This is a genomic window from Streptomyces sp. NBC_01261 (genome assembly GCF_036226385.1).
Classification (GTDB): domain Bacteria; phylum Actinomycetota; class Actinomycetes; order Streptomycetales; family Streptomycetaceae; genus Streptomyces.
On sequence record NZ_CP108463.1, the window covers coordinates 6,971,091 to 6,995,333 of the forward strand.

Sequence of the window (24,243 nt, forward strand, 5' to 3'; positions counted from 1 at the left end):
GGTCCTCGCCCCCCTCTCCGTCCCTGTCCCGGTCCTCGTCGCCCTCCCCGGACCAGCCCGTGACCCCGGACCAGCCCGTGACCCCGAACCAGCCCGTGACCTCGGACCAGCCCTCGTCCCCATCTCCGTCCCGATCCCCATCTCCGTCCCGATCCCCATCTCCGTCCCGATCCCCATCTCCGTCCCGATCCCTGTCCCGGCCCGTGACCCTGTCCCGGCCCGTGACCCTGTCCCGGCCCGTGACCCTGTCCCGGCCCGTGACCCTGTACGGGCCCCTGTCCCTGTCCCGGCCCCGATCCCTGTACGGGCCCCTGTCCCTGTCTCAGCCTCCGTCCCGGTTCCTGACCCGGTCCCTGACGCTGACCCAGTCCCTGCCGCTGCACCGGCCCGTGCCCCTGCCCCGATCCCTGTCCCTCCGACTCGCCGCAGCCGCCGCCCCCCTCCTCTTCCTCCTCCTCACCGCCGCCCCGCCGGCCCACGCGGCGGCCTCCGCCCCCGCCTGCGCCGCCCCCGACGCCCGCGCCTTCCCCCTCACCACCCGCATCCACGACGGCCCGGACAGCTACGCGGCCGGCGGCGGCTACGGCACCTGGTATCTCGACCTCACCAACACCACCGCCCGCCGCTGCACCGCGATCCACCCGGTCGTCGTCCTCGTCGACCGACAGCGCGCCCTGAAACCGTCCCAGCCCAAGCTGGAGTTCTACGACGGCACCCGCCCGCGCCCCTACCCGGTCCACTTCGAGAAGACCGACGAGGCCGAACTCGTCGGCGCCTTCGACGACGGCTTCCCGGGCTTCACCGTCGACCCCGGCAAGACCCTCACGGTGAAGGTGCGCCTCGCCCTCGCCCCGGACACCGTCGCGAACGAGATCACCGCCGACGCGGCCGTCGTACAACGCCATGCCGACGACGGGGACTGGATCGGTCAGTCGAACGACTACCGCTTCGATGTCGAGCCCGCCGTCCCGGGATCCACCGCCCCCGCCACCTCTACGACGACTCCCGCGCCCGCCACCACCGCGCCCGCCGAGGACCTCTCGTTCACCGACGAACTCGCCCGCACCGGAATCGGCCCCGCACACCTCGTCCTCGCCGCCACCTCCGTCCTCCTCGTCACCACCGGCGCCCTGCTGCTGGCCCGGAGGCGCCGATAACACCGGCCGCCACCTCTGCGACGATCTCTCCGTGGACTACCCGAACGACCAGGCCCCCGGCGCCCCCGTGCGCTCCGGCATCCCGGAGCACGGCCGCATCCCCAAGTACTACGCGGTCAAGGCCCAAATCGCCGTGCTCGTCGACGAGTTGGGGGAGGGCGGCCTGATCCCCACCGAGCGCGATCTCTCCGAGCGGTACGAGGTCGCCCGCGAGACCGTGCGGCAGGCGCTGCGCGAACTCGTGCTGGAGGGCAGGCTGCGCCGGCAGGGCCGCGGCACGGTCGTCGCGGGTCCCAAGCTGGAGCAGCCGCTGTCCCTGGCCAGCTACACCGAGGGCGTACGGCGGCAGGGGCGCACCCCGGGCCGCAGCCTCGTCACGCTCGACCGCTTCCCGTGCACCGACGCGCTCGCCGCCGAGACCGGGCTGACCCGCGGCGAACCCGTCTGGCACCTGGAGCGCGTCCTCCTCGCCGACGATGAGCGGGTCGGCCTCGAAAGCACCTACGTCTCCGTCGCCCGGGTCCCACACCTGGATACGGACTTCGAGCCCGACTCCTCCTTCTACGGCTATCTGGGCGCCCGGGGCATCCACTTCGGCGACGCCGACGAACGCATCGAGACCGTGCTCGCCACCCCGCGCGAGGCCCTCCTCATCGGCACCCCGCCCGCCCTTCCGATGCTGCTGATCCACCGGGTGTCGAGAGACACGGAGGGCCGCCCGCTGGAACGGGTGCGGGGCCTGTACCGGGGCGACCGCTTCTCCTTCACCACGCACCACCGCGGCTGAGAAACGCGGACGCTCCACACTCCCTAATTATCACGGATATATAACGGGTCTAGCCCAAACGTGATGGGTCGTTCACGCTTTCGTTGGGAGCCGGACCTTTCCGGTTCCCGGATCCGGAGGAGCGTGGCCGTCGTGAGAGTGACAGTCGTCGGAGGCGGCGTGGTGGGAACCATGCACGCCTGGCAAGCAGTGGAACGCGGCCATGAGGTCGTACAGATCGAGCGCGAGGCGGAGGCTCGCGGTGCTTCGTTGCGCAACTTCGGGCAGATCTGGGTGAGTGGCCGCGCGGGCGGCGAGGAACTCGAAACCGCCCTGCGGGCAAGGGAGTTGTGGGAGGGGATCGGCGCCCGTGTTCCCGCGCTCGGCTTCCGGGCCAACGGGTCGCTGACCCCGGTGAGGGGCGACCGTGAACTCGCCGTCGCCGAGGCCGCCGTGGCCCGTGAGGACTCCGCGGCCCGCGGCTACAAGCTCCTCACCCCCGCCGAGGCCCGCGCCGTCAACCCCGCCCTGCGCGGCGACTTCACCGCCGCCCTGTACTGCGAGCGGGACGCGGCCGTCGAGCCCCGCACCGCCCAACTCGCCCTGCGCGCCGAGCTGTCGAAGTCCCCGAACTACACCTTCCTGCCGGGCCGAGAGGTCCGCGAGGTCATCGGCGAGCACGCGGTACGCGACGACCACGGGGACGTGCACGCCTCCGACGCGGTCGTACTGTGCACGGGCGCCTGGCTCGGCGGTCTCGTCCGCGAACTTGCCGGGCCCGAACTCCCCGTCCGCCGCGTCCGGTTGCAGATGATGCAGACCGACCCGCTCGGTGAGCCGCTCACCACGTCGATCGCCGACGCGGACAGTTTCCGCTACTACCCGGCCTACCGAGGCCCGGCCCTTGACCAACTCAACGCCGAGCAGCCGCAGTTGCCGACCGCCGCCGAGCACGCCATGCAACTCCTCATGGTGCAGCGCGCCGACGGCGGACTGACCATCGGCGACACCCACGAGTACGAGCACCCCTTCGCCTTCGACACCACCGAGGACCCCTACGACCACCTCGCCGAGGTCGTCGAGTCGTTCCTCGGCCGCCCCCTCCCGAAGATCCGCCGCCGCTGGGCGGGCGTGTACGCGCAGTGCACCGACCCCACCCGCGTCGTCCATCGCCAACAGGTGCGCGACGGCGTGTGGTTGGTGACCGGGCCGGGCGGTCGCGGCATGACCTGCTCCCCTGCCATCGCCGAGACCACCGCGAACGAACTGGACTGGTGACCCCCGTGACCTCTCTCATCAACCCCGCGACAGCCGACATCCGTCTCGTCGTTCTCGACATGGCCGGCACCACGGTCGCCGACGGCGGTCTCGTCGAGGAGGCGTTCGCCGCTGCCGCCCGGCACATGGGCGCGGAACCCGCTGACATGCTCGACTACGTCCGCGCCACCATGGGCGAGTCCAAGATCTCCGTCTTCCGCCACCTGTTCGGCGAGGAGACCAAGGCCCAGGACGCCAACAAGGCCTTCGAGACGGCGTACGCCGAACTCGTCGACGGTGGCCGGGTCGCCGCCCTCCCCGGCGCCCGCGAGACCATCGAGACCCTCAAGTCCCAAGGCCGTACGGTCGTGTTGACCACCGGCTTCGCGCGCACCACGCAGGACGCGATCCTGGCCGCGCTCGGCTGGCAGGACCTCGCCGACCTCACGCTGTGCCCCGCCGACGCCGGCGGCCGGGGACGTCCCTACCCGGACATGGTGCTGACCGCCTTCCTGCGTACGGCAGTCGCGGATGACGTACGGCAGCTGGCCGTCGTCGGCGACACCTCGTACGACATGCTCAGTGGGGTACGCGCGGGGGCGGGCCTGGTCGCCGGGGTCCTGACCGGCGCCCATGGCGCGGACGCGCTGCGGGCGGCCGGGGCGGACCAAGTCCTCGACGGCGTCGGACAGTTGCCCGGAGTCATCGCATGAGGAACGGCATCCGGTTCGACTCCGTCACCGTCGCCTACGACGGCACCGTCGTCCTCGACGCCCTCGACCTCACCGTCGAACCCGGCGAGGTCATGGCACTGCTCGGGCCGTCCGGCTCCGGCAAGACCACCGCGCTGCGGGCCGTCGCCGGGTTCGTACGGCCGGTGTCGGGGCGGGTGTTCCTCGGCGGCCGTGACGTCACCGACCTGCCGCCGTACCTGCGGGGCGTCGGGATGGTCGTCCAGCAGTACGCGCTGTTCCCCCACCTGCGGGTCGAGGAGAACGTGGCGTTCGGGCTCAGGGCGCGGAAGGTGGCGCGGGCGGAGATCCGTACCCGGGTCGCCGAGGCGCTGGAGATGGTCGGCATGGGGGAGTATGCCCGGCGCCATCCACGGGAGTTGTCCGGCGGGCAGCAGCAACGGGTCGCGATCGCACGGGCGTTGGCGATCCGGCCCGGGGTTCTTCTTCTGGATGAACCCCTCTCCGCGCTCGACGCACAGCTGCGGTCCGGGATGCTGGCCGAACTCGCCCGGCTGCACCGGGAGTTGCCCGAGGTGTCGATCCTCTACGTCACCCATGACCAGGTCGAGGCGCTCACTCTGGCCGACCGGATCGCCGTGATGGACCGGGCTCGGCTTCAGGAGTGCGGGACGCCGCGCGAGCTGTACCGGGCGCCCAAGAGTGAGTTCACGGCGTCCTTTGTCGGCAGCGCGAATCTGTTGCCGGTGACGGTGGGGGAGCGGGGGGTGTTCTTCGGGGAGCGGCGGGTTGAGGTGCGGGGGGTTGTGCCGGGGGCGGAGGCGACCTTGTGCGTACGGCCGCATCTGGTCGGGCTGGGGGATGGACCCAATCAACTCGCGGGTGTCGTACGGGAGATCCAGTGGCGTGGCGCGACCCACCGGCTCTACGTCGATGTGGATGGGCAGCGGGTTGTGGCTGACGTGCCGGAACTGAAGAAGCCGCCTGTTCATGGGGACGCGGTGACTCTTCATTTCGCTCCCGATGATGCGGTGTTGCTGGCTGCTGGAGTTGGCGATGAGTGAGGTTGTTCGTTGGCCGCGGGCCGTCCGGGGCTGGTCGCGCAGTTCCCCGCGCCCCTGGGGGGTGGCTCTGGCCCCAATCATCATCCTCGGGCTCTTCTTCCTTTACCCGCTTGGCCTCGTTGTCCAGCAGTCGTTCCAACCCGACAGTGGCGGAACCTCCCTCCAGCCCTACGCCGACGTCTTCTCCTCCGAGTTGTTCCGTACCGCCCTCTGGACCACCGTCTGGATCGCAGTCACCTCCACCGCCGGCTGCCTGGTCCTCGGTTTCGTGCTCGCGCTGATCATCGCCTTCGTCCCCTTCCCCGGAGCGAAAACCGTCGCCCGCTTCATCGACGTCTACCTCTCCTTCCCCTCCTTCCTCATCACCCTCGCCCTGCTCTTCATCTACGGCACCACGGGGATCGTCGGTTCGTTCCAGTTCCTCGCGACGCCCTGGGGAGTGCTGCTCGCGGAGGTCACCTACTTCACGCCGTTCGTGATGCGGCCGCTGCTCGCCGCGTTCTCGCAGCTGGACACCGCGCAGTTGGAGGCGGCCAGTTCACTCGGAGCCAGGGCGCCCCGCATCATCCGGCAGGTCATCCTGCCGGAGGCGCTCCCCGCGCTCGCCGCCGGCGGGAGTCTCGTCCTCGTCCTCTGCCTGAACGAGTTCGGGATCGTGCTGTTCACCGGGGCGAAAGGGGTCACGACTCTCCCGATGCTCGTGTACAGCAAGGCGATCCTGGAGTCGGACTACCCGGGCGCGTGTGTGGTCGCCGTCGTCAACGTCCTTATATCCGTGGGGCTTTACGGCCTCTACCGGGTGGTGAGCCGTCGTGTTGGTGCATAGCCGCAAGGCGAAGTGGGCTGTGTGGCTGGTCTTCGCCGTGCTCTTCCTGCCCCTCTTCGCGCTGCCCCTCCTCGTCGTCCTCGGGGCGTCCTTCGCCACCAACTGGTCCGGTGTGCTGCCCTCCGGTTTCACCACCTCCCACTACTCCGCCGCCACCAGGGGCGAGGCCCTCCAGGCGCTCACCACCAGCCTGGTCACCGCCCTCACCGCGAGCGTGTTCGCGCTCGCCATCGGGACCTGGGCCGCGCTCGCCGCCGCCGGGCTCAGGAAGCGCCAACGCAGGGTGCTGGACGCCCTGTTCGTGCTGCCGGTGGCCGTGCCGTCCGTCGTGGTCGGACTGGCGATCCTGGTCGCGTTCTCCAAGCCGCCGATGCTGCTCAACGGCACCCGGTGGATCGTGATCCTCGCCCACACCGTGCTCGTGACCGCCTTCGCCTACCAGTCCGTGTCCGCGGCGATCGTCCGCCTCGACCCGGCCTACGAACAGGCCGCCGCCTCCCTGGGCGCCCGGCCGCTGTACGTCCTGTGGCGGATCCGGCTGCCGTTGCTGCTGCCCTCGCTCACCGCCGCCGTAGGACTCTGTTTCGCCCTGTCCATGGGTGAGTTGAGCGCCACGATGATGCTCTATCCGCCCGACTGGACCACGCTTCCGGTCCTCATCTACTCGGCCACCGACCGCGGCGCCCTCTTCGCCGGGTCCGCGCTCGCCGTGGTCCTGATGGCGGCGACCCTGCTCGTCCTGCTCGTCGTCTCCCGCGTCCGGAACCGAGCCTCGTACCGCTGATCCCCACCCGCCGCGGATCTCCAACCACCTTCGCCAAGCAAGGAGTTCACCTCGCCATGCCCAGAAACACGCTCAGGATCGCCGTAGCCGTCTCGCTCTGCGCCAGCCCGTTGCTCACCGCCTGCGGCGGCACCTCCGCCGCCTCGGACGCCAAGGTCGTCACCGTCTACAGCGCCGACGGGCTCAAGGGCGAGAACGGTGACGGCTGGTACGACGAGATCTTCAAGGACTTCGAGAAGAAGACCGGCATCCAGGTCAAGTACGTGGAGGGCGGCTCCGGCGAGATGGTGCAGCGGGCCGTCCGCGAGAAGAGCAACCCGCAGGCCGATGTCCTGGTCACCCTGCCGCCGTTCATCCAACAGGCCGACAGCAAGGGGCTGTTGCAGAAGTACACCCCGGCCGGCGCCGACCAGGTGAGCGGCGCCGACAAGGCCACCGACGGCACCTGGACCTCTGTCGTCAACAACTACTTCGGGTTCGTCTACAACAAGAAGCAGCTCACCCAAGCGCCCACCACCTGGGACGAGTTGCTCGACGGCACGTACAAGAACAAGCTCCAGTACTCCACGCCCGGAGTCGCCGGTGACGGAACCGCCGTACTGATCAAGGCGATTCACGACTTCGGCGGGAAGGACGCGGCCCTCGCCTACCTCAAGAAGCTCCAGTCCAACAACGTCGGGCCGTCCGCCTCCACCGGCAAGCTCGCGCCCAAGGTCGACAAGGGCGAGCTGCTCGTCGCCAACGGCGATGTGCAGATGAACTACGCCCAGTCCAAGACCATGCCGAACCTCGGCATCTGGTTTCCGGCGAAGCGGGGCGGCAGGCCCACCACGTTCGCCCTCCCGTACGCGGCCGGCCTCGTCACCGAGGCCCCGCACAGCGCCAACGGCAGGAAACTCCTCGACTACATGCTCAGCCGCACCGCCCAGCAGCAGGTCAGCTCGGTCGGCGGCGGCTTCAGCGCCCGCCGGGACGTCAAGGCCACCGACGCCAACGCCACCGCCCTGACCGAGCTCATGACCGGCGTCGAGATCTTCCAGCCGGACTGGGCCGACATCGACAGGAACCTGACGTCGTACGTCGAGGACTGGCAGTCCGCCACGGGCAGTTGAGCCTCCTGGAGCCTCCCGTGAAGCCGACCCTCAGATGAGGTCGACGAGGTCCGCGATGGAGTCGACGACGTTCGTGGGGCGGTAGGGGTAGCGGTCGAGGTCGCCCTTGGTCGTCAGCCCGGTGAGGACGAGGAAGGTCTCCATCCCGGCCTCCAGCCCGGCGAGGACGTCCGTGTCCATGCGGTCGCCGATCATGGCGCTGGTCTCCGAGTGCGCGCCGATGGTGTTCAGCGCCGACCGCATCATCAGCGGGTTCGGCTTGCCGACGAAGTAGGGCTCCTTGCCGGTCGCCTTGGTGATCAGCGCGGCCACGGAACCGGTGGCCGGCAGGGCGCCCTCGGGCGAGGGGCCCGTGTTGTCGGGGTTGGTCGCGATGAACCGGGCGCCGTCGTTGATGAGCCGGATCGCCTTGGTCAGGGCCTCGAAGGAGTAGGTCCGGGTCTCGCCCAGGATCACGAAATCGGGGTCGGAGTCGGTCAGTACGTACCCCGCGTCGTGCAGTGCCGTCGTCAGCCCGGCCTCGCCGATCACATAGGCGGTGCCGCCGGGGTGCTGGTTGTCCAGGAACGCGGCGGTGGCCAGCGCCGAGGTCCAGATGTTCTCGACCGGCACGTCGAGGCCGATCCGGTTCAGTCGGGCGTGCAGGTCACGCGCGGTGTAGATCGAGTTGTTGGTGAGGACCAGGAACGGGCGTCCCTTCTCGCGCAGCGTCTTGATGAACGCCTCCGCGCCGGGCACCGGGACGCCCTCGTGCATCAGCACCCCGTCCATGTCGGTGAGCCACGATTCGATGGGCTTGCGCTCTGTCATGGGTGGGCTCTCCTGCGGTACGCGGGCATGTGAGGTGACCATGCTATGCACCTTCCGGCGCCGTCCCCCATACGGAGCAGCGGGGCGTGGCTGAGGATGCGGGTGCCCGCTGCGAGGAGGAGTCTCCAGATATCTGGAGGTTCACGATGGGTTCACTGAAAGTCACACTCTGTGCGGGTGCCGCGGTGGTCCTCGCGACGCTCACCCCGACGGCGTACGCGGCGGACGGAGGCGGTGTCACGGTGACCCCCGCCTCCCCGGCCCCCGGCGCCGACGTCGCGCTGAGGATCAGCGGCTGCGCCGGTACGACGGGATCGGCGGCGTCGGCCGCGTTCGTCGCCGACGCCAAGCTGGTCGGCGCGGCCGGCACCCTCGCCGGCGAGACCCGGGTCCGCACCTCGCTGGAGCCGGGCAGCTACGACGTGAAGATCACCTGCGGGAGCGTGACGGTGAAGGGCGCGATCAAGGTCGTGGCGGACGCTTCCCAGTCGCCCTCGGCGCCCCCCTCCGCCCCCGCCTCGCCCGTCGCCCCGGTCCACGCGGGCGGCGGCGGTGCGGCGGCGCACCTCGCGGCCGTGGACGCGCGCGCGGTCGGTCCCGGTACCGCGCACGCCGTGGTGGGTCTGCTGCTGGCCGGCTTCGCCGCGGCGGCCGTGGCGCTGCGCAGCGCCCGCCGGAGCCTGAGGCCCTGTCGCCGAATTCCCGTCCGCCCAGCGACGCCCGGCACGTTCCCCCGCAGCCTTCAGGGCGTGGGAGGTGCCCCCACTCGCCGCACCGGGCCCAGAACCAAGGACGTCCAGTACGAGGCTCTGGACCCGGCACTCCCCAGCCTCCGGCCGGGGGCCCCGGAGCAGGCGCCGGACGCCGCCGGGCCCGCCCTCCGGGCGGACGACGGGAATGTGACGACAGGGCCCAGGACGGGCTGACCGGCCATGTTCGATCACGACAGGCCCGCCGAGCACGAGCGTTCCTCCGGCACCGGGCGGCTGCTGACCGGGGTCGCCTGGGCCGTGCTGCTGCTCGGGCTCTGGCTGTGGGGGCAGGACCTGACCGACATCCGGCTGGGCATATCCGCGCCGACCACCGGTGACGTGGCAGCGGTCGGACGGCCCCCGGAAGCCGAACTCCCGCCCGCCGCGCAGCCGTTGGGGAACGCGCTGCCGCAGCGCGTCGACATCCCTCAACTCGCCGTCCAGGCACCGGTGGTGGCCCGCGGCCTGGACACGCAGGGCGCGATCGACCCACCGCCGTTCGACCAGGCGGGCGTGGTCGGCTGGTACGGCAGCGGAGTACGGCCCGGGGCCGTGGGCACCGCGTTGATGGTCGGGCACGTCGACACCGAGACCCGACCCGCCGTCTTCTACAAGCTCAGCACGCTCCGCCCGGGCGGAACGATCCGGGTGATCCGCGACGACGGCAAGGTGGCCGAGTTCACCGTCGACGACGTCCGCGTCCTGACCCGCGCCCACTTCGACGCCCAACAGGCCTACGGCACACGGCAGTCGGGCCGCGCCGAACTCCGCCTCATCACCTGCGGCGGCACCTTCGACCGCGTCGGCCGCAGCTACACGGCGAACGTGATCGTGTCCGCCTACCTCACCGGCACCGGACTCTGACAACCGGGCCCGGCCGACGACCTGCTCCCCCCTGAAGCCGCCGACCGGGCTGGTCCTCAACCGCACGCGCACGGGCTGCGGGAGTAACCCGGCGAACGGCGCGGGAGGTCTGGAAAGCCAGTGGTGGAAGGTGTGGACTCGGCCAGGGGCTGGGGCCGTTGGGAATGACTCTAGAACGAATGGGCGTCCGGGCCTAGAGGGCGAATAACGCCATGTCCCACGGCAGTTGCTCGCTGTCATATGCACTGGTCACAGTCGATCCACCGGTCCCCCCTCGATCACCGCGAGCGCGACCCGGTCCAACGGCAACCGGCGCCGCCGCGCATGCCCGCGCAGCGCGATGAACGCCTCGTCGGTGCCGATCTGCCAGCGCTCGGCGAGCATCCCCTTGGCCTGCTCGATCCGTACCCGGCTCGACAGCGCCTCCTGCAACTGCCCGGCCAGGGAACGGGATTGGGCATACGCGCGGTTGTTCTCCAGCCCGAGACCGGCGGCGTCGGCGAGTGCCTGCGCCACCACCAGCTCCGAACGCCAGCTGTCCGAGGCGCGGTCGGGCAGCGTGGGCACGAACACGTTGAGCGCGCCGAACAGGGAGTCCCGCCGCCGCACCGGCACCGCGAAGGTCGCCACGACGCCGTGCCGCAGGGCCTGCTCGGTGAACTCCGGCCAGCGGGCGGCCTCGTGGGCCTCGCCGATCGAGACCGGCGGAACGGGCCGCCCGGAGCCGTAACTCTCCAGACAGGGCCCGCCGTTGCGCTGAGCGGCAAGCAGGTCGAGAGCGACCTCCTCCCGACCGCCGCGCGTGCTCCCGCCCAGCGCCACCGCCTCACCACGGTCGATCAGCACGATCCCGGCAGCCCAGGCGGACAGCAACTCCACGCAGCGATCGGCCAGCCGCCGCAGATAGTCCCCGGTGTCGAAGGTCTCCGTCACGGTGTCGGCGGCCTCCACCAGCGCCGCGGCGAACCGGCCCTCCCGGGTCGTGTGGTGCATGACGGCCACCTTCTCCCTGCCCCGGAACCGATCCGCCGGGCAGACCCTAGGCCGCGCACCTACCCACAAGGACGGAGGTGTAACGGCCCGCCGACAACACTCCGGTGTTCTCGTGGGCGGCACGCCACGTATGTCGCGATTGACCCTTGGATCGGTACAGTCAAGGGGGAGTTGGACGTACGGCGGCCAGAGGACCCCTGTCTCCTTGGTGCGCGAACATCGGCGCTGGCCCTGGGGGCGGCACTGCCAACGGCGGGATGCTCCTCCTCGGGGGACGGGGACAGGAAACCCGACGCGGCCCGCCTGGTGGCCCCTTACGTCAACGCGGGCAAGGTGGCCGCACCGGGACTGCGGCCAGTACTCCCACGGTGGCGCGTACCGGGCCTGGATCGACGCGATGCCCCCTCCAGCATCTGTTCCAGCGCGGGCCCCTCCTCCCCGCGAAACCCCGCAAACTGTTCCGTACGCGCGAAACGCGGTGTTAACCGGTCATACGCGTTCATTGGGGCGCGTGTGCGGATCATGTGGAGCCGTTGTGGACAATCTTGTGCGCACGTTGTCGAAGTGCTCTCTTATGGCGTTCTCGGCACGTTTCGCATCCCCGGACCGGACCGCGTCGAGGATCGCCCGGTGCTGACGGCAGGTGACCTCGGGGTCCTGCGGGCCGGTCGCGAGATCGGTGTGGACGCGGTGGAAGGCGTCCCAGAACGCGTCCAGGACCTCGCTCAGCAGCACGTTGTCCAGCCCCCGGTAGAGCGTGGCGTGGAAGGCCCGGTCGGTGGCCGCCAGCCCGATCCCCTCGGCGGCCTCGCGCTCCATCTGCCGTACCAGCGCGTCCAGTTCGACGAGATCCCGCTCCGGCAGCCGCCCCGCGAGCCGGGCGACGAGCCCCGACTCCACCGCCTCCCGCAGTTCGAGCAGCTGGAACAGGCTGTCGTCGCCGCGGTAGTGCCCGACGACGGTACGGAACGCGAGGCCCTCGACCATCGGCGCCAGCGACATCGGGCCGACGTACGTCCCGAACCCGTGCCGGATCTCGACGATCCCCATCGCCTGCAACGCCTTGAGCGCCTCGCGCACCGAGTTCCGGCTCGCGCCGAGCAACGCCATCAGTTCGGGCTCGGTCGGCAGCGGGGCCCCGGAGGACAGCCGACGGTCGAGGATGAGCTTCTTGATCCGCTCCTGCAGGTCACGGGCTGTCATGGCGAGAGGGTATCCGGCCAAACGGGGGGCGAGCTGTGTTCCGCCCGCACGGATGTTCCGTCCGCCCGGATGTCCCCACCCATGCAAAAGGCCCTCCGCGGTGCGGAGGGCCTCGCTGTCTGTGCGCCGCCAGGGACTCGAACCCCGGACCCGCTGATTAAGAGTCAGCTGCTCTAACCAACTGAGCTAGCGGCGCCTGTTGACCTGCACAACTCTACCGGATGCCCCGGGGTGCTCCCGACCACCCCCGGACGGGCCCCGGTGGGCCGCTGTACATCATTCGGACCGTCAACATGCGAGTCCGGAAGACAGTTGAGAAGCTGGCGGATGTGCACGAGCGCGGATATTTCCACCTGGAGTGTGAGGGGCATCGCATGGAGACTCCGGTATTCGAGGAATTCGATCCCGCGAGCGATTGCGACTGCCCCGGATGTGCTGACCGGCGGCGCCTCCAGTCGCATTCCCCGACCGGCCGGACCGTCGGCCACCCCGCCGCCCAGCGGGCCCTCTTCGTGGCGGCCGCCGCGTCCGCCGCCCTCGCCGCCGGGCACGCCGTACCGGCCGCGGCCGCTCCCCACGCTCCGGCTCGCCCCGGCGTTCCCGCAGGTGACACGGGTGACGAGCCCGCGACCCCGCAGGGGAGCAAGGCCCCGCTGCACGGCCCGAGCGGCAAACCGGCGAAGCCGGCCGGTGCGGTCAAGGCGCCCACGACCACCCGCGCGGAGATCATCAACCGGGCCAAGACCTGGATCGCGGCGCAGGTGCCGTACAGCATGAACGCGTACTGGTCGGACGGTTACCGGCAGGACTGCTCGGGGTTCGTCTCGATGGCCTGGGGGCTGCCGGGGAACGAATGGACCGGGAGTCTCGACCAGTACGGGGTGCGTGTTTCCAAGGACGAACTGGAGCCCGGCGACATTCTCCTGTTCCACAATCTCGCGAACCCCGAGAAAGGTTCGCACGTCGTCATTTTCGGCGGCTGGACCGACTACACGCACACCTACTACATCGCCCTGGAGGAGACCCCCTCGCACGCCCGCCGTCAGTCCACTCCGTACGCGTACTGGAGCCACTCGGACAGCTATGTGCCGTACCGCTACAAGGGCGTGACGGGCGGTACGGAAGGGGTGACACCCGTGGCTCCGGTGACCCCGGTGGACGCGGGCAGGACGAACACGCCGTATCCGGGAGCGTCTTCTTTCGGCCCCGGTGCCGACAACAAGTACGTCACCCAGCTCGGCACGATGCTCGTCGCCCGGGGCGCCGGGTCGTACTACACCGCGGGTCCGGGCCCGCGCTGGTCGGACGCGGACCGGCGGGCCACCCAGGCGTTCCAGCTCGCCCAGGGCTGGACCGGCGCGGACGCGGACGGCCTGCCCGGCCCGCAGACCTGGCAGCTCCTCGTCACCGGCAAGGGCAAGAACGTAGGCGGCGCGGCGGTGGGGGCGGCGGGCCCGCCGGCACCTTCCTCCCACGGCGTCCCCGGCTACCCGGGCAAGGCCGTGTTCCGCCTCGGCGCGAACAACAAGTACGTCACCGAGCTGGGAAAGCAGCTGCTCAAGAAGGGTTTCGGCAAGTACTACACGACGGGCCCGGGTCCGCGCTGGGGCGAGCCGGACCGCCGTAACGTCGAGGCCTTCCAGCGCGCCCAGGGCTGGCGCGGCGGCGCGGCGGACGGCTATCCGGGCCCGGAGACCTGGCGCCGGCTCTTCTCGTAACCAACGCACGATCACGCTCATCCCCACCCGTTGTGACGCATCTGGCGCGGAGGCTGGAGGCACCTATGAGTACGACGACCACTTCACAGACGCCCGAGAACGAGGGGCCGCCCGAGGGACAGACCCGTCCCGCGCGGCTCATCCAGAACGAGGCGACCACCGAGATCCCCGTCCACCTGCTGTTCCGCGACGACCCCGACCCGGTCTCGGTACCGCTCAGGCCCGCCGTCGTGGCGCGTCGGCAGGGCACCGGCGAGCAGCCCCGCTTCCGCCGCCCGGTCCCGGCCAAGCCGCGCCCGGCCCCGGAGGTCGACCCCGACCTGGTGGAGCGTCCCGCGCGGGTGCTGCCCGGCTCGGCGGGCGTGCTCGCCGGTTCCTGCGGACTGGCCGGCTGCCTCGCCACCTCGTGGTGGGCGGGCGTCCTGCCCCCGCTCGCGACCGGGGCGCTACGACTCCCGTTCTACGCCGGTGCCGGACTCGGTCCCGCGCAGTGGGCCGCGTACGCCGGGGCCGGCGCGCTCGGGCTGTTCGGCTTCGGGGGGCTGGCCCGGGGCCGTACCGGACGGGCCTGGGTGCTCGGCCTGTTCGGGCGGTACCGGGGGACCGTCCGGCGCACCGGGCTGATGTGGGTCAACCCGTTGCTGCTGCGCCGCCGCGTCGACGTACGGCTGCGGCACTGGCGCAGTGAGCCGATGCCGGGGGCCGACGCGAACGGGGTCGCGCTGCGGGTCGTGACGCTCGTGGTGTGGCGGGTGCGGGACACCGCGCGGGCCACGCTCGGGGTCGAGGACCATGAGACGTATCTGCGCGAGTGCGTGGAGGCGGCGCTGGCCCGGGTGCCGGTGGAGCCGCCGGGCGGGGGCGCGAAGGGCGCGGCCGACCTGGCCGTCGACGCGCTGACCCGACTGGTCGCGGCGGACTCGGCGCCGGTCGGCATCGAGGTGTTCTCGGTGCGGCCGGTCCGCGTGGAGTACGCCCCGGAGGTCGCCGCGGCGATGACCCGGCGGCGTATCGCCACGCTGGACGCGCAGCAGCGGGCGACGATGCTCACGTCGGTGGTCGACTCCGTGGAGGACACGGTGACGCGGCTGACCATGCGGGGTCTGGTGGAGCTGGACGACTACGAACGCCGGGCGCTGGTGAAGGACTTGACGGTCGCGTTCTGCTCGGGGCGGGGGGAATCGGCGCCGTGAGCGGTATGGACAGGGTCAAGTAAGGGCAATAATCTGGGACTTGGTCTAGACCTGCACGGCTCACGGAACCTCCCCACACGTTTTCCAGGAGCGGCAGCATGCGCAAAAAGACCAAGTGGTACGCGGGCGTGCTCGGGCTCACCACGGCCGGGGCCATCGTGCTCTCGTCCGGGGCCGCGAGCAGCCACGGCTACACCGACCTCCCCATCAGCAGGCAGAAGCTCTGTGCCAACGGCACGGTGACGAACTGCGGTGACATCCAGTACGAGCCGCAGAGCGTCGAGGGCCCCAAGGGCTTCCCGGCGGCCGGCCCCGCCGACGGCCAGATCTGCAACGGCGGAATCAGCCGCTTCGCCCAGCTCAGCGCGCCGAAGGCCCCGTCGGGCGTCGCCTGGCCGACGACCAAGGTGACGGGTGGTCAGTCGTACACGTTCCGCTGGCAGTTCACGGCGATCCACGCGACGACGGACTTCAAGTACTACGTCACCAAGGCGGGTTGGAACCAGAACCACAACCTGGCCCGCTCGGACCTCAACACCACCCCGTTCCTCACCGTCCCCTACAACGGCCAGCGTCCCTCGTCGTCCACCATCTCCCACACCGGCACGCTGCCGTCCGGCCTCTCCGGCCACCACGTGATCGTCGCGGTGTGGACGATCGCGGACACGACCAACGCGTTCTACTCCTGCTCGGACGTCACGTTCTGAGGGCGTGAGGTTCTGAGCCTCGCTTGAGGCGGTTCGGCATCCCCCGGGGGTAGGTTCCCTCCACCAAGCGGTACTTGACCTCGGGGGACACCATGGAAGCGCTGTTCTACGTCGTACCCGTACTCATGATCGTGCTGGTGCTGTTCGGCGCGGGCGCCGTGATCCGTCGTTCGCGGCGCGTCAGCAGTGCCTGGAGCAGCGGGCTCACGGCCGAGGCCCGCTGTCTGCGGACGTACACGACGACCAGCGGCGGCGGGGACACCATGGTGTCGACGTCGCTGCACCACGTGTACGAGTTCACGACGCGCGAGGGCCGGATCGTCCGGTTCGAGGAGCGGGGCGGACCGGGGACGACCCTGGAGGGCGACATCGTCACCGTGCACTACGCGGCCGACCACCCCGAACGGGCCACCGCCCACGCCCCGTCCCGCGGGAAGCTCGCGGCGGGCGCGGGCTGCGCGCTGGTGTTCTTCGGCGTGGTCGTCGCCTTCTGTGTCGTCTTCATCCTCGTGGCCCACAAGATGTTCGACTTCATGGGCTCGTAGTCTCCATATCTGACGGTACGTCAACTACCCTGCGCCTCCATGGAGTCCAGCAGGCGTACCGTCGCGGAACTCGTGCAGGCACGGTGGGGTGACCACCGTCCCGGACTGTGGTGCGGGCAACAGGTGCTCACCCACCACGAGATGGCGTCCGGCGCGGCGGCCAGAGCGGCGCTCCTCGCCGACCTCCTGCCACCCGGCACCGCACCCCATGTCGGTGTACTGCTCGACAACACCCCCGAATATCCACTGTGGTTGAGCGCGGCTGCCCTCGCGGGAGCGGCCGTCGCCGGTATCAACCCCACCCGCCGGGGCCCCGAACTGGCCCGCGACATCCTGCACACCGAGTGCCGGTTCCTCGTCACCGAGCGCGCCCACCTCCCGCTCCTCGATGGCCTCCAACTCCCCGGCGTGCAGCTCTTGGTGACGGACACCCAGGCATACGACGACCTGCTCGCCCCGTACGCCGACGCGAAACCGGACGCTTCCCGCGCCACCCCCGACGACCGCGTCCTGCTCTACTTCACCTCCGGTTCCACCGGCGCCCCGAAGGCCGCGATCTGCACCCAGGGCCGACTGGCCGCCGCCGGGCGCTCGTTGGCCGACAGCTTCGGGGTCCGCCCGGACGACGTGCACTACATCTGCATGCCGATGTTCCACGGCAACGCGGTGATCGCCGACTGGGCACCGGCGTTGGCGGCCGGGGCGGGGGTGGCGCTGCGGCGGCGGTTCTCGGCGTCACGGTTCCTGGACGACGTACGGACGTACGGGGCCACGTACTTCACCTATGTGGGCCGCGCCGTGCAGTACATCCTGGCCACCGAGGAACGCCCCGACGACCGGGACAACCCGCTGCGGACGGGCTTCGGGACGGAGGCGGGGGCGGTGGACGCGGCGGCGTTCGAGCGGCGGTTCGGGGTGCGGCTGGTGGAGGGGTACGGGTCCTCGGAGGGCGGGGCGGCGGTGCAGTGGTCGCCGGGGACTCCGGCCGGGGCGGTCGGGCGGGCGGCGCCCGGGCTCGCCGTACTCGACCCCGAGACGCGGGCCGAATGCCCGCCCGCCGTCTTCGACTCGGCCGGCCGGCTGCTCAACGGGGAAGAGGCGATAGGGGAGTTGGTGAACCGCGGCGCCAACCCCTTCGAGGGCTACTGGCGCAACCCCGAGGCGGATGCCGAGCGGCGCCGGGCGGGCTGGTACTGGACCGGCGACCTCTTCTACCGCGACCCCGACGGCTACCTCTACTTCGCCGGCCGCACCGACGACCGCCTCCGCGTCGACAGCGAGAACCTCGCCGCCGCGATGATCGAGAACATCCTCGCCCGCTACGAGGGCGCCGACGCCGTGGCGGTCTACGCCGTACCGGACCCGGTCACCGGCGACCAGGTCATGGCCACGATCGCCGGGCACTTCGATCCGCTCGACTTCGCGGAGTTCCTGCTGGCCCAGCCGGATCTGGGGACGAAGATGGCACCACGGTTCGTGCGGGTGGTGGAGCGGATGCCGGTGACCGCGACCAACAAGATCCATCGGGCGGGGCTGCGGCGGGACGGGGTCGTATGTTCCGATCCGGTGTGGTGGCGGCCTCCTGGGGAGGCGGCCTACCGACGACTGACCCCTGAGGACGCCGAAGGGCCCCTCGTCGGAACGAGGGGCCCTTCATCGGTGCGCCGCCAGGGACTCGAACCCCGGACCCGCTGATTAAGAGTCAGCTGCTCTAACCAACTGAGCTAGCGGCGCGTGACTCACGCCTTCCGCTGGATCTGAGTCTCGCGGAGGGCGACGAGAAAAATACTACCTGGTCCGGAGGGGTGCTCTGAACCAGGTTTACGCGCGCTAGATCGCGAGGGACAGCAGTACCGGTCCCGCCTCGCGGTTCAGCGTGTCCGCCGCCTCGCGCAGGCGGTGGGCGTGCTCGACCGGGAGGGAGAGGGCCAGGCAGCCGACCGAGGCGCCGGCCGTGATCGGGACCGCCGCGCAGACCGTGCCCACCGCGTACTCCTGGAGGTCGAGGTGGGGGACGGTCGGCGGCTGGGTCTCCAGGCGGGAGAGCAGCAGCCGGTCGCTGGTGATCGTGCGCGAGGTGAGGCGGGCCATCTTGTGCCGGGAGAGATGGTCGCGCCGGCCGTTGTGGTCGAGCTGGCCCAGCAGGCTCTTGCCGAGCGCGGTCGCGTGCGCCGAGACGCGGAAGTCGACCCACTCGTTGACCGCCGGGGTGGTGGGCCCGGCCGCGTACTGGGTGATCGTGACCTCGCCGTCGACGTACCGGCTGACGTAGACCGCCGCGCCCAGACAGTCGCGCAGCCGGTCCAGGGTCCGCTGGATCTGCTCGCGCACCGCCTGCTCCCGGCCCGCCGCCGAGCCGAGCCGGCTCAGCGCCTCGCCGGTGATGTAGGCGCCGTCGGTGAGCTGCTCGACGTAGCCCTCGCGGCGCAGGGTCCGCAGCAGTATCGTCAGGCGCTCGGTGCCGAGGCCGGTGCGACGGGCGAGTTCGGTGTCCGTGACACCGGTGGAGTGTCCGGCGACTGTCTCCAGGATGCGCAGTGCGTCCTGTACCGAGTGGTAGGGAGCGGTCGGCTCGTGCATCAGCGCCACGGTGTTTCTCCCTGCGCTCGCTTTTTGGGCCGTGATACCGGACAGCGAATCCCCTCCACGATAGCTGTCAAACGGCCGATGTGGAGCGGCTGTTGGCGAGATTGTGGCCTTCCTTATGGCCTCCGAACTGCGGCGCGAATCCTTTGGCATATGCCTTTGTCATGTCACGTGACGTGGACCTTGGGTGTTCGATTGCTCACGTGTCGTAATTGAATAAATGTCAAAGAATGGCGCCGAGGAATTCCCGGGTCCGTTCTTGTTCCGGATCGCCGAAGATCTGCTCCGGCGGGCCCGATTCGATGACCCTGCCCGCGTCGAACATCAGGACTTGGTCCGAGATGTCCCGGGCGAAATTCATCTCGTGGGTCACACAGAGCATGGTGATGGCGGTGGTGCGGGCGATGTCCCGCAGGACGTCGAGGACGCCCGCGACCAGTTCCGGGTCGAGCGCGGAGGTCACCTCGTCGAGGAGCAGCACCTGCGGCCGCATCGCCAGCGCCCGCGCGATCGCGACGCGCTGCTGCTGACCGCCGGAGAGCTGGGTCGGGCGGGCGCCGGCCTTGTCGGCGAGGCCGACCAGGTCGAGCAGTTCCAGGGCGCGCGCCTCCGCCTCGTCCCTGGGCAGGCCCAGGACGGTGACCGGCGCCTCGGTGACATTGCGCAGCACGGTCATGTTCGGGAACAGGTTGAACTGCTGGAACACCATCCCGATCTTCTTGCGGATCTCCCGGACCTGCTTCTCGGGCGCGGGGAAGAGCTGCTCCCCGTCGACGGTGATCGTGCCCTCGTCCGGCTTGGTCAGGGTCATCAGCAGCCGCAGGATCGTGGTCTTGCCCGACCCGGAGGGACCGATCAGGGTGACGTGCTTGCCGGACTCCACGGAGAAGTCGAGGTCGTCGAGCACGGTGTTGGACCCGAAGCGCTTGGTGACGTGGTCCAGGCGGATCAACTCGCTGCCGTCCACCGGGGGGTTGGCGTTGGCGTCGGTTTCCTTCGTCAGGGGCGTGTCAGCGGACAAGGCGTCGCTCCAGGGCTCGGATCAGCAGGGAGGCGGGATAGGAGATGAGGACGAAGGCCACACCGATCACCGTGATGGGCTCGGTGAACTGGTAGTGGTCCTGGGAGAACAGCCGGGCCCGGCCCATCAGTTCGAGGACGGTGATCACCATCAGGATCGGGGTGTCCTTGAGCATCGCGATCACGTAGTTGCCCAGCGCCGGGATCACCCGGCGGATCGCCTGCGGCAGGATCACGGCCGTCCAGGTCCGGCGCACCGACAGGTTCAGCGCGGTCGCAGCCTCCCACTGACCGACCGGCACCGCCTCGATGCCCGCGCGGTAGACCTGCATCGTGTACGTCGAGTAGTGCAGCCCGATCGCGAAGACACCGGTGGTCAGCGCGGAGAAGGTCAGGCCCCATTCCGGCAACACGTAGAACAGGAAGAACAGTTGCACCAGCAGCGGGGTGTCCCGCACGAACTCGGTGACGACCCCGACCGGCCAGCGCACCCAGCGAGTCGGCGCCCGCATCAGCAGCGCCCACACCAGTCCCAGCACGAAGGACATCGGCGACCCCAGGAGCAGGATCTGCAGGGTGACTTTCAGGCCGTCCCAGAAATACGGCATGAAGTCGCTCACGGCGTTCCAGTCCCACTTCACGAGACCCCACCTCCGACACCCACGGTCTGGCCCCGCTGGGACTCGGTGCTCGCGGGCCCCTTGCCGATCCCGGCCTTCAGCTTCTTCTCCAGTCCGCGCATCAGCCGGGTGAGCGTGAAGGCGATCACGAAGTAGATCAGCAGGATGTACGTGTAGATCTCCGCGCTCTGCTGCAGCGCGAGCCGCACCAGGTTGGCGCTGAAGGTGAGATCGCCCATGCCCATGACCGAGACCAGGGCGGTGCCCTTGAGCAGTTCGATCAGCAGGTTGCAGAAGGACGGGATCATCTCCGGCACGGCCTGCGGCAACAGGATCAGCCGCATCCGCTGCCAGGGCGTGAAGCTCAGCGCGACACCGCCCTCCTGCTGGGCCGGGTCGACCGCGTTGAGCGCGCCACGCACGATCTCCGTGCCGTACGCGCCGTAGGTCAGACCGAGAGCGAGCGTGCCCGCCCACAGGGGGACCAACTGCCAGCCGAAGGCGACCGGCAGGACGAAGAACACCCAGAAGATCATGACGAGGGCGGAGGTGCCGCGGAACACCTCGGTGTACAGACCGGCGAGGAAGCGGACGATCCACAGTCGGTGGGTACGGGCGACGCCGACGACGAAGGCCACGGCGGTCGCCAACAGCGCGCTGAGGACGAGGAGTTGGACGGTGGTCCAGACTCCCCTGAGGACGAGTTCCCAGAGGCCCGAGGTCATCCGCCGCAGAGCTCCTTCGCGGTGAGGTCCGTCATCTCGTCCTTGCTGAACCCGAAGGGCCGCAGGATCCGGAACAACTCCCCGCTCTTCTTGAGCTTGCGCAGCTCGACGTTGAAGGCGTCGCGCAGCCTCGTCTCGGTCGGCCGGAACGCGAAGGCGCCCCCGTCGATCCGCGGTTTCCCGTCGACGAGCGGCGCGAAGGGCGTGGTCGACTCCGCCTTGGCCGACTTCTTCACGACCGCGCGTGTGGTGAGCGCCGTACCGGCGAAGACGTCGACACGCCCCGCTTCCACGGCGTTCAGCCCCGCGACCTGGTCCGGGACGATCAGGATGTCGCTCTGCTCGTACCCGGCGTCGACGGCGTGCTGGATCTGCGCGTACCCGGTGCCGGTGGCGAACTTCGCCTTCTTCGTGACGACGTCCTTGTAGGTGCGCAGCCCCTTCGGGTTGCCCTTGCGGACGACGAACGAGTCGAGCACCTGGTAGTCGGGGTCGGCGAAGATGACCTGCGCGCAGCGTTCCGGGGTCACGTACATCCCGGCGGCCACGACGTCGAACTGCTGCGAGTTCAGGCCGGGTATGAGCGAGCCGAACTCGGTGGGCACGGGCTGCACCTTGTCGACGCCGAGCCGCTTGAAGATCGCTTCCGCCAACTTCGGTGCCTCACCGGTGAGTTGACCGTCCCTGTCGATGTACCCGAACGGGATCTCACCCGCGATCCCCAGCCGTACGACGCCCTGCGCCTTCAGCCGGTCGAGCAGTTCACCGCCGCTCGTGGTCGACGCGGTGGCCACACGGCTGCAGCCGGCCGCGCCCAGCGCACCTGCCGCCGCCACCCCGGCGAGCAGTGCCCGACGGGTGTGACCCGGCGGGTGACCGGATGTGTGTCTGTCGTTCCCAATTGGTGGAGCCATGGGCGCGCAGCTACCCGACCGCCCCCGGGTTATGCACCCTGGAAGACATGACGGATCACTTCATCGAGGTCTCACTCGCAAAGCGGAACGTCCACTGCCGGGCAAAACTGCTGGTGGAACGCGCCCCGCTGACCTGCGCGGCCATCTCGGACGCACTCCCGCTCATCGGCGACGTCTACCACGCCAAGTACGCCCGCAACGAGATCTACGCCCTTTTCCCGCCCTTCGCAGAAACGGAACCCCCGCTGGAGAACCCCACGGTCACCCCCATACCGGGCGATCTCTGCTATTTCGCCTTCGCCGGCACGGAACTCGGCACGAAGGCCTACGGCTACGACCGTGAGGTCCGCGCCGGCACGACGGTCGTCGACCTGGCCCTGTTCTACGAACGCAACAACCTCCTCCTCAACGGTGACGTGGGCTGGGTGCCCGGCATCGTCTGGGGCCAGGTGGTCGAGGGCCTGGAGGAGATGGCGGAGGCCTGCAACGACCTGTGGCGGTCGGGGGCGGCGGGGGAGAGCCTCAGCTTCCGGCGGGCCTGACGCCGGAGACCTCGGCGCCGAGCAGCGCGTGCGCCGCCCGCAGCACCAGATCGTCCCGGTGCCGGGCCCCCACGATCTGCAACCCGACCGGCAGCCCGTCGCCGTCGTTCCCCACCGGGACGGTGGCGGCGGGCTGCTGCGTCAGGTTGAAGGGGTACGTGAACGGGGTCCAGCCCGTCCAGCGGCGGTACCCGGAACCCTTCGGGACCTCAACTCCCGCCTCGAACGCGGTAATGGGGAGCGTCGGCGTCACGAGAAGGTCGTAGCGCTCGTGGAACAGGCCCATCCTGCGGCCGAGTTCCATGCGGGCGTCCACCGCCGCGAGATAGTCCAGCGCCGAGAAGCCCGCTCCCGTCGCGCAGATCTCCCGCAGCCCCGGGTCGAGCAACTCCCTTTGTCGCGGCGCGAGTTTCTGCGTCACGCGGGCCGCGCCGCTGAACCACAGGGTGTGGAAGGCGTCCACCGGGTCGCTGAAGTCGGGGTCGGTCTCCTCGACGTACGCGCCGAGCGCGGCCAGCCGCTCCACGCCCCGCCGTACCGCCGCCGCGACCGCCGGACGCACCGCGACCTGGCCGCCGAGGGACGGGGAGTACGCGATCCGCAGGCCCTGTATGCCGTCCGCGAGCCCCTCCGTGAAGGAGGTGGGCGGGCGGTCGAGCCCCGACCAGTCACGGGCGTCCGGTACGCCGATCACGTCCAGCAGCAGCGCCGCGTCCGCCGCGTCCCGGGTCATCGGGCCGACGTGCGACAACGTGCCGAACGCGCTCGCCGGGTACAGCGGCACCCTGCCGTACGTCGGCTTCAGCCCGAAGATCCCGCAGAAGGACGCGGGGATACGGACACTGCCGCCGCCGTCCGTGCCCAGCGACAACGGGCCCGCGCCGAGGGCGACGGCCGCCGCGCTCCCGCCACTTGAACCACCCGCCGTGCGCGAGGGGTCGTGCGGATTGCGGGTGATCCCGGACAGCGGGGAGTCGGTGACGCCCTTCCAGCCGAACTCCGGGGTCGTCGTCTTGCCGATGAACACCGCGCCGTGCTCACGGAGCCGGGCCACCGAGGGCGCGTCCTCGTCCCAACCGCCCTGCTCGGCAATGGTCCTGGAGCCGCGCAGGGTCGGCGCGCCGCGCTGGAGCAGGATGTCTTTGACCGTGACCGGCACCCCGTCGAGGAGTCCGGCGGGTTCCTCGCGCTGCCAGCGTTCCGCGGACTCGGCGGCCCGCGCCAACGCGCCCTCCGCGTCGAGCCGTACGAACGCGTTCACGGCGGGCTGGATCTCCTCGGCCCGATCGAGGGTGGCGCGGGTCGCTTCCACGGGACTGAACTCCCTTCTGCGGTAGCCGTCGAGGAGTTCCACGGCGGTCAGCTCGGTGAGTTCGGTCGTCATCCGGCCCTC

24 protein-coding genes, 2 tRNA genes and 1 pseudogene are annotated in these 24,243 nt (G+C 70.2%); 16 read left to right on the forward strand and 11 right to left on the reverse strand.

Annotated elements, in window-relative coordinates; translation table 11 throughout:
- The first annotated feature begins 353 nt into the window (after nucleotides 1-353).
- The 8 genes from OG226_RS31045 (at nucleotide 354) to OG226_RS31080 (ending at nucleotide 7,658) form a co-directional block, all read left to right on the forward strand.
- Nucleotides 354-1,157: a hypothetical protein gene (locus tag OG226_RS31045; RefSeq protein WP_443067011.1), complete on the forward strand. Its 804-nt coding sequence runs from the start codon at nucleotides 354-356 to the stop codon at nucleotides 1,155-1,157.
- A gap of 31 nt (nucleotides 1,158-1,188) precedes the next feature.
- Entirely contained in the window at nucleotides 1,189-1,944 is a 756-nt protein-coding gene (locus tag OG226_RS31050) for a GntR family transcriptional regulator (RefSeq protein ID WP_328683064.1), read from the forward strand.
- A 132-nt stretch (nucleotides 1,945-2,076) separates the two neighbouring features.
- Entirely contained in the window at nucleotides 2,077-3,201 is a 1,125-nt protein-coding gene (locus OG226_RS31055) for a TIGR03364 family FAD-dependent oxidoreductase (RefSeq protein WP_328683065.1), read from the forward strand.
- A 5-nt stretch (nucleotides 3,202-3,206) separates the two neighbouring features.
- The gene (locus OG226_RS31060) at nucleotides 3,207-3,893 is read left to right on the forward strand and encodes a phosphonatase-like hydrolase (protein ID WP_443066923.1); all 687 of its coding nucleotides are present in this window, start codon (nucleotides 3,207-3,209) and stop codon (nucleotides 3,891-3,893) included.
- Complete coding sequence (locus OG226_RS31065) at nucleotides 3,890-4,936, forward strand: ABC transporter ATP-binding protein (RefSeq protein WP_329350724.1); 1,047 nt, start codon at nucleotides 3,890-3,892, stop codon at nucleotides 4,934-4,936. The genes OG226_RS31060 and OG226_RS31065 overlap by 4 nt, the downstream gene beginning before the upstream one ends.
- Nucleotides 4,929-5,762, forward strand: a complete 834-nt coding sequence (locus tag OG226_RS31070; protein WP_329350725.1) for a 2-aminoethylphosphonate ABC transporter permease subunit — start codon at nucleotides 4,929-4,931, stop codon at nucleotides 5,760-5,762. Before OG226_RS31065 ends, OG226_RS31070 begins: the two co-directional genes overlap by 8 nt.
- Nucleotides 5,749-6,546 (forward strand): ABC transporter permease, encoded by a 798-nt coding sequence (locus OG226_RS31075; protein WP_328683069.1) that lies wholly within the window; start codon nucleotides 5,749-5,751, stop codon nucleotides 6,544-6,546. The genes OG226_RS31070 and OG226_RS31075 overlap by 14 nt, the downstream gene beginning before the upstream one ends.
- A 56-nt stretch (nucleotides 6,547-6,602) precedes the next feature.
- The gene (locus OG226_RS31080; protein WP_329350727.1) at nucleotides 6,603-7,658 is read left to right on the forward strand and encodes a 2-aminoethylphosphonate ABC transporter substrate-binding protein; all 1,056 of its coding nucleotides are present in this window, start codon (nucleotides 6,603-6,605) and stop codon (nucleotides 7,656-7,658) included.
- A gap of 30 nt (nucleotides 7,659-7,688) precedes the next feature.
- On the opposite strand, the gene OG226_RS31085 is transcribed toward OG226_RS31080, so the two are convergent.
- Nucleotides 7,689-8,468, reverse strand: coding sequence for an HAD-IIA family hydrolase (locus tag OG226_RS31085; RefSeq protein ID WP_327403753.1), 780 nt, complete (start codon nucleotides 8,466-8,468; stop codon nucleotides 7,689-7,691).
- A gap of 146 nt (nucleotides 8,469-8,614) precedes the next feature.
- Here OG226_RS31085 and OG226_RS31090 point away from each other — a divergent pair.
- Both OG226_RS31090 and OG226_RS31095 read left to right on the forward strand, forming a co-directional pair.
- Nucleotides 8,615-9,154, forward strand: a pseudogene (locus OG226_RS31090) (hypothetical protein); the annotation flags it as partial.
- Between the two features lie 246 nt (nucleotides 9,155-9,400).
- The gene (locus tag OG226_RS31095) at nucleotides 9,401-10,084 is read left to right on the forward strand and encodes a class F sortase (protein ID WP_328683072.1); all 684 of its coding nucleotides are present in this window, start codon (nucleotides 9,401-9,403) and stop codon (nucleotides 10,082-10,084) included.
- A 249-nt stretch (nucleotides 10,085-10,333) separates the two neighbouring features.
- Here OG226_RS31095 and OG226_RS31100 read toward each other — a convergent pair whose 3' ends face one another.
- The 3 genes from OG226_RS31100 to OG226_RS31110 form a co-directional block, all read right to left on the reverse strand.
- Nucleotides 10,334-11,077, reverse strand: coding sequence for an ANTAR domain-containing protein (locus OG226_RS31100; RefSeq protein ID WP_329350728.1), 744 nt, complete (start codon nucleotides 11,075-11,077; stop codon nucleotides 10,334-10,336).
- A 489-nt stretch (nucleotides 11,078-11,566) separates the two neighbouring features.
- On the reverse strand, nucleotides 11,567-12,280 hold the full coding sequence (locus OG226_RS31105) for a FadR/GntR family transcriptional regulator (RefSeq protein WP_329350730.1): 714 nt from the start codon (nucleotides 12,278-12,280) through the stop codon (nucleotides 11,567-11,569).
- A 122-nt stretch (nucleotides 12,281-12,402) separates the two neighbouring features.
- Nucleotides 12,403-12,476 (reverse strand) — tRNA-Lys (locus OG226_RS31110).
- A gap of 178 nt (nucleotides 12,477-12,654) precedes the next feature.
- Between OG226_RS31110 and OG226_RS31115 the strand changes: the two genes are divergently transcribed.
- The 5 genes from OG226_RS31115 to OG226_RS31135 all read left to right on the forward strand — a co-directional run bounded on the left by OG226_RS31115 (nucleotide 12,655) and on the right by OG226_RS31135 (nucleotide 18,138).
- Nucleotides 12,655-13,998, forward strand: a complete 1,344-nt coding sequence (locus OG226_RS31115; protein WP_329350731.1) for a peptidoglycan-binding protein — start codon at nucleotides 12,655-12,657, stop codon at nucleotides 13,996-13,998.
- A gap of 65 nt (nucleotides 13,999-14,063) precedes the next feature.
- On the forward strand, nucleotides 14,064-15,191 hold the full coding sequence (locus OG226_RS31120) for an SPFH domain-containing protein (RefSeq protein WP_329350733.1): 1,128 nt from the start codon (nucleotides 14,064-14,066) through the stop codon (nucleotides 15,189-15,191).
- A 98-nt stretch (nucleotides 15,192-15,289) separates the two neighbouring features.
- The gene (locus OG226_RS31125; protein ID WP_328683077.1) at nucleotides 15,290-15,898 is read left to right on the forward strand and encodes a lytic polysaccharide monooxygenase auxiliary activity family 9 protein; all 609 of its coding nucleotides are present in this window, start codon (nucleotides 15,290-15,292) and stop codon (nucleotides 15,896-15,898) included.
- Between the two features lie 92 nt (nucleotides 15,899-15,990).
- Nucleotides 15,991-16,443: a DUF3592 domain-containing protein gene (locus OG226_RS31130; RefSeq protein WP_329353558.1), complete on the forward strand. Its 453-nt coding sequence runs from the start codon at nucleotides 15,991-15,993 to the stop codon at nucleotides 16,441-16,443.
- Nucleotides 16,444-16,482: 39 nt separating this feature from the next.
- Nucleotides 16,483-18,138 (forward strand): long-chain-fatty-acid--CoA ligase, encoded by a 1,656-nt coding sequence (locus OG226_RS31135; protein ID WP_329350735.1) that lies wholly within the window; start codon nucleotides 16,483-16,485, stop codon nucleotides 18,136-18,138.
- Here the strand turns inward: OG226_RS31135 and OG226_RS31140 are convergent.
- The 6 genes from OG226_RS31140 to ehuB form a co-directional block, all read right to left on the reverse strand.
- Nucleotides 18,104-18,177, reverse strand: a tRNA-Lys gene (locus OG226_RS31140). The genes OG226_RS31135 and OG226_RS31140 overlap by 35 nt on opposite strands.
- A 96-nt stretch (nucleotides 18,178-18,273) precedes the next feature.
- Entirely contained in the window at nucleotides 18,274-19,032 is a 759-nt protein-coding gene (locus tag OG226_RS31145) for an IclR family transcriptional regulator (protein ID WP_328683079.1), read from the reverse strand.
- A 220-nt stretch (nucleotides 19,033-19,252) separates the two neighbouring features.
- Entirely contained in the window at nucleotides 19,253-20,050 is a 798-nt protein-coding gene (gene ehuA / locus OG226_RS31150) for an ectoine/hydroxyectoine ABC transporter ATP-binding protein EhuA (RefSeq protein WP_443044812.1), read from the reverse strand.
- Nucleotides 20,040-20,690 carry an ectoine/hydroxyectoine ABC transporter permease subunit EhuD gene (ehuD, locus tag OG226_RS31155; protein ID WP_329350737.1) on the reverse strand — a complete coding sequence of 217 codons (651 nt, stop codon included), beginning with the start codon at nucleotides 20,688-20,690 and terminating at the stop codon, nucleotides 20,040-20,042. The genes ehuA and ehuD overlap by 11 nt, the downstream gene beginning before the upstream one ends.
- A complete protein-coding gene (gene ehuC / locus OG226_RS31160) occupies nucleotides 20,687-21,394 on the reverse strand; it encodes an ectoine/hydroxyectoine ABC transporter permease subunit EhuC (RefSeq protein WP_328683081.1) in 708 nt (235 codons plus the stop codon). Before ehuC ends, ehuD begins: the two co-directional genes overlap by 4 nt.
- On the reverse strand, nucleotides 21,391-22,308 hold the full coding sequence (ehuB, locus tag OG226_RS31165; protein WP_328683082.1) for an ectoine/hydroxyectoine ABC transporter substrate-binding protein EhuB: 918 nt from the start codon (nucleotides 22,306-22,308) through the stop codon (nucleotides 21,391-21,393). The genes ehuC and ehuB overlap by 4 nt, the downstream gene beginning before the upstream one ends.
- Nucleotides 22,309-22,355: 47 nt before the next feature.
- On the opposite strand from ehuB, the gene OG226_RS31170 reads away from it, so the two are divergent.
- A complete protein-coding gene (locus tag OG226_RS31170; RefSeq protein WP_329350738.1) occupies nucleotides 22,356-22,850 on the forward strand; it encodes a DUF3830 family protein in 495 nt (164 codons plus the stop codon).
- Here OG226_RS31170 and OG226_RS31175 read toward each other — a convergent pair.
- Nucleotides 22,831-24,234 (reverse strand): amidase, encoded by a 1,404-nt coding sequence (locus OG226_RS31175; RefSeq protein ID WP_329350740.1) that lies wholly within the window; start codon nucleotides 24,232-24,234, stop codon nucleotides 22,831-22,833. The genes OG226_RS31170 and OG226_RS31175 overlap by 20 nt on opposite strands.
- Nucleotides 24,235-24,243: the final 9 nt, after the last annotated feature.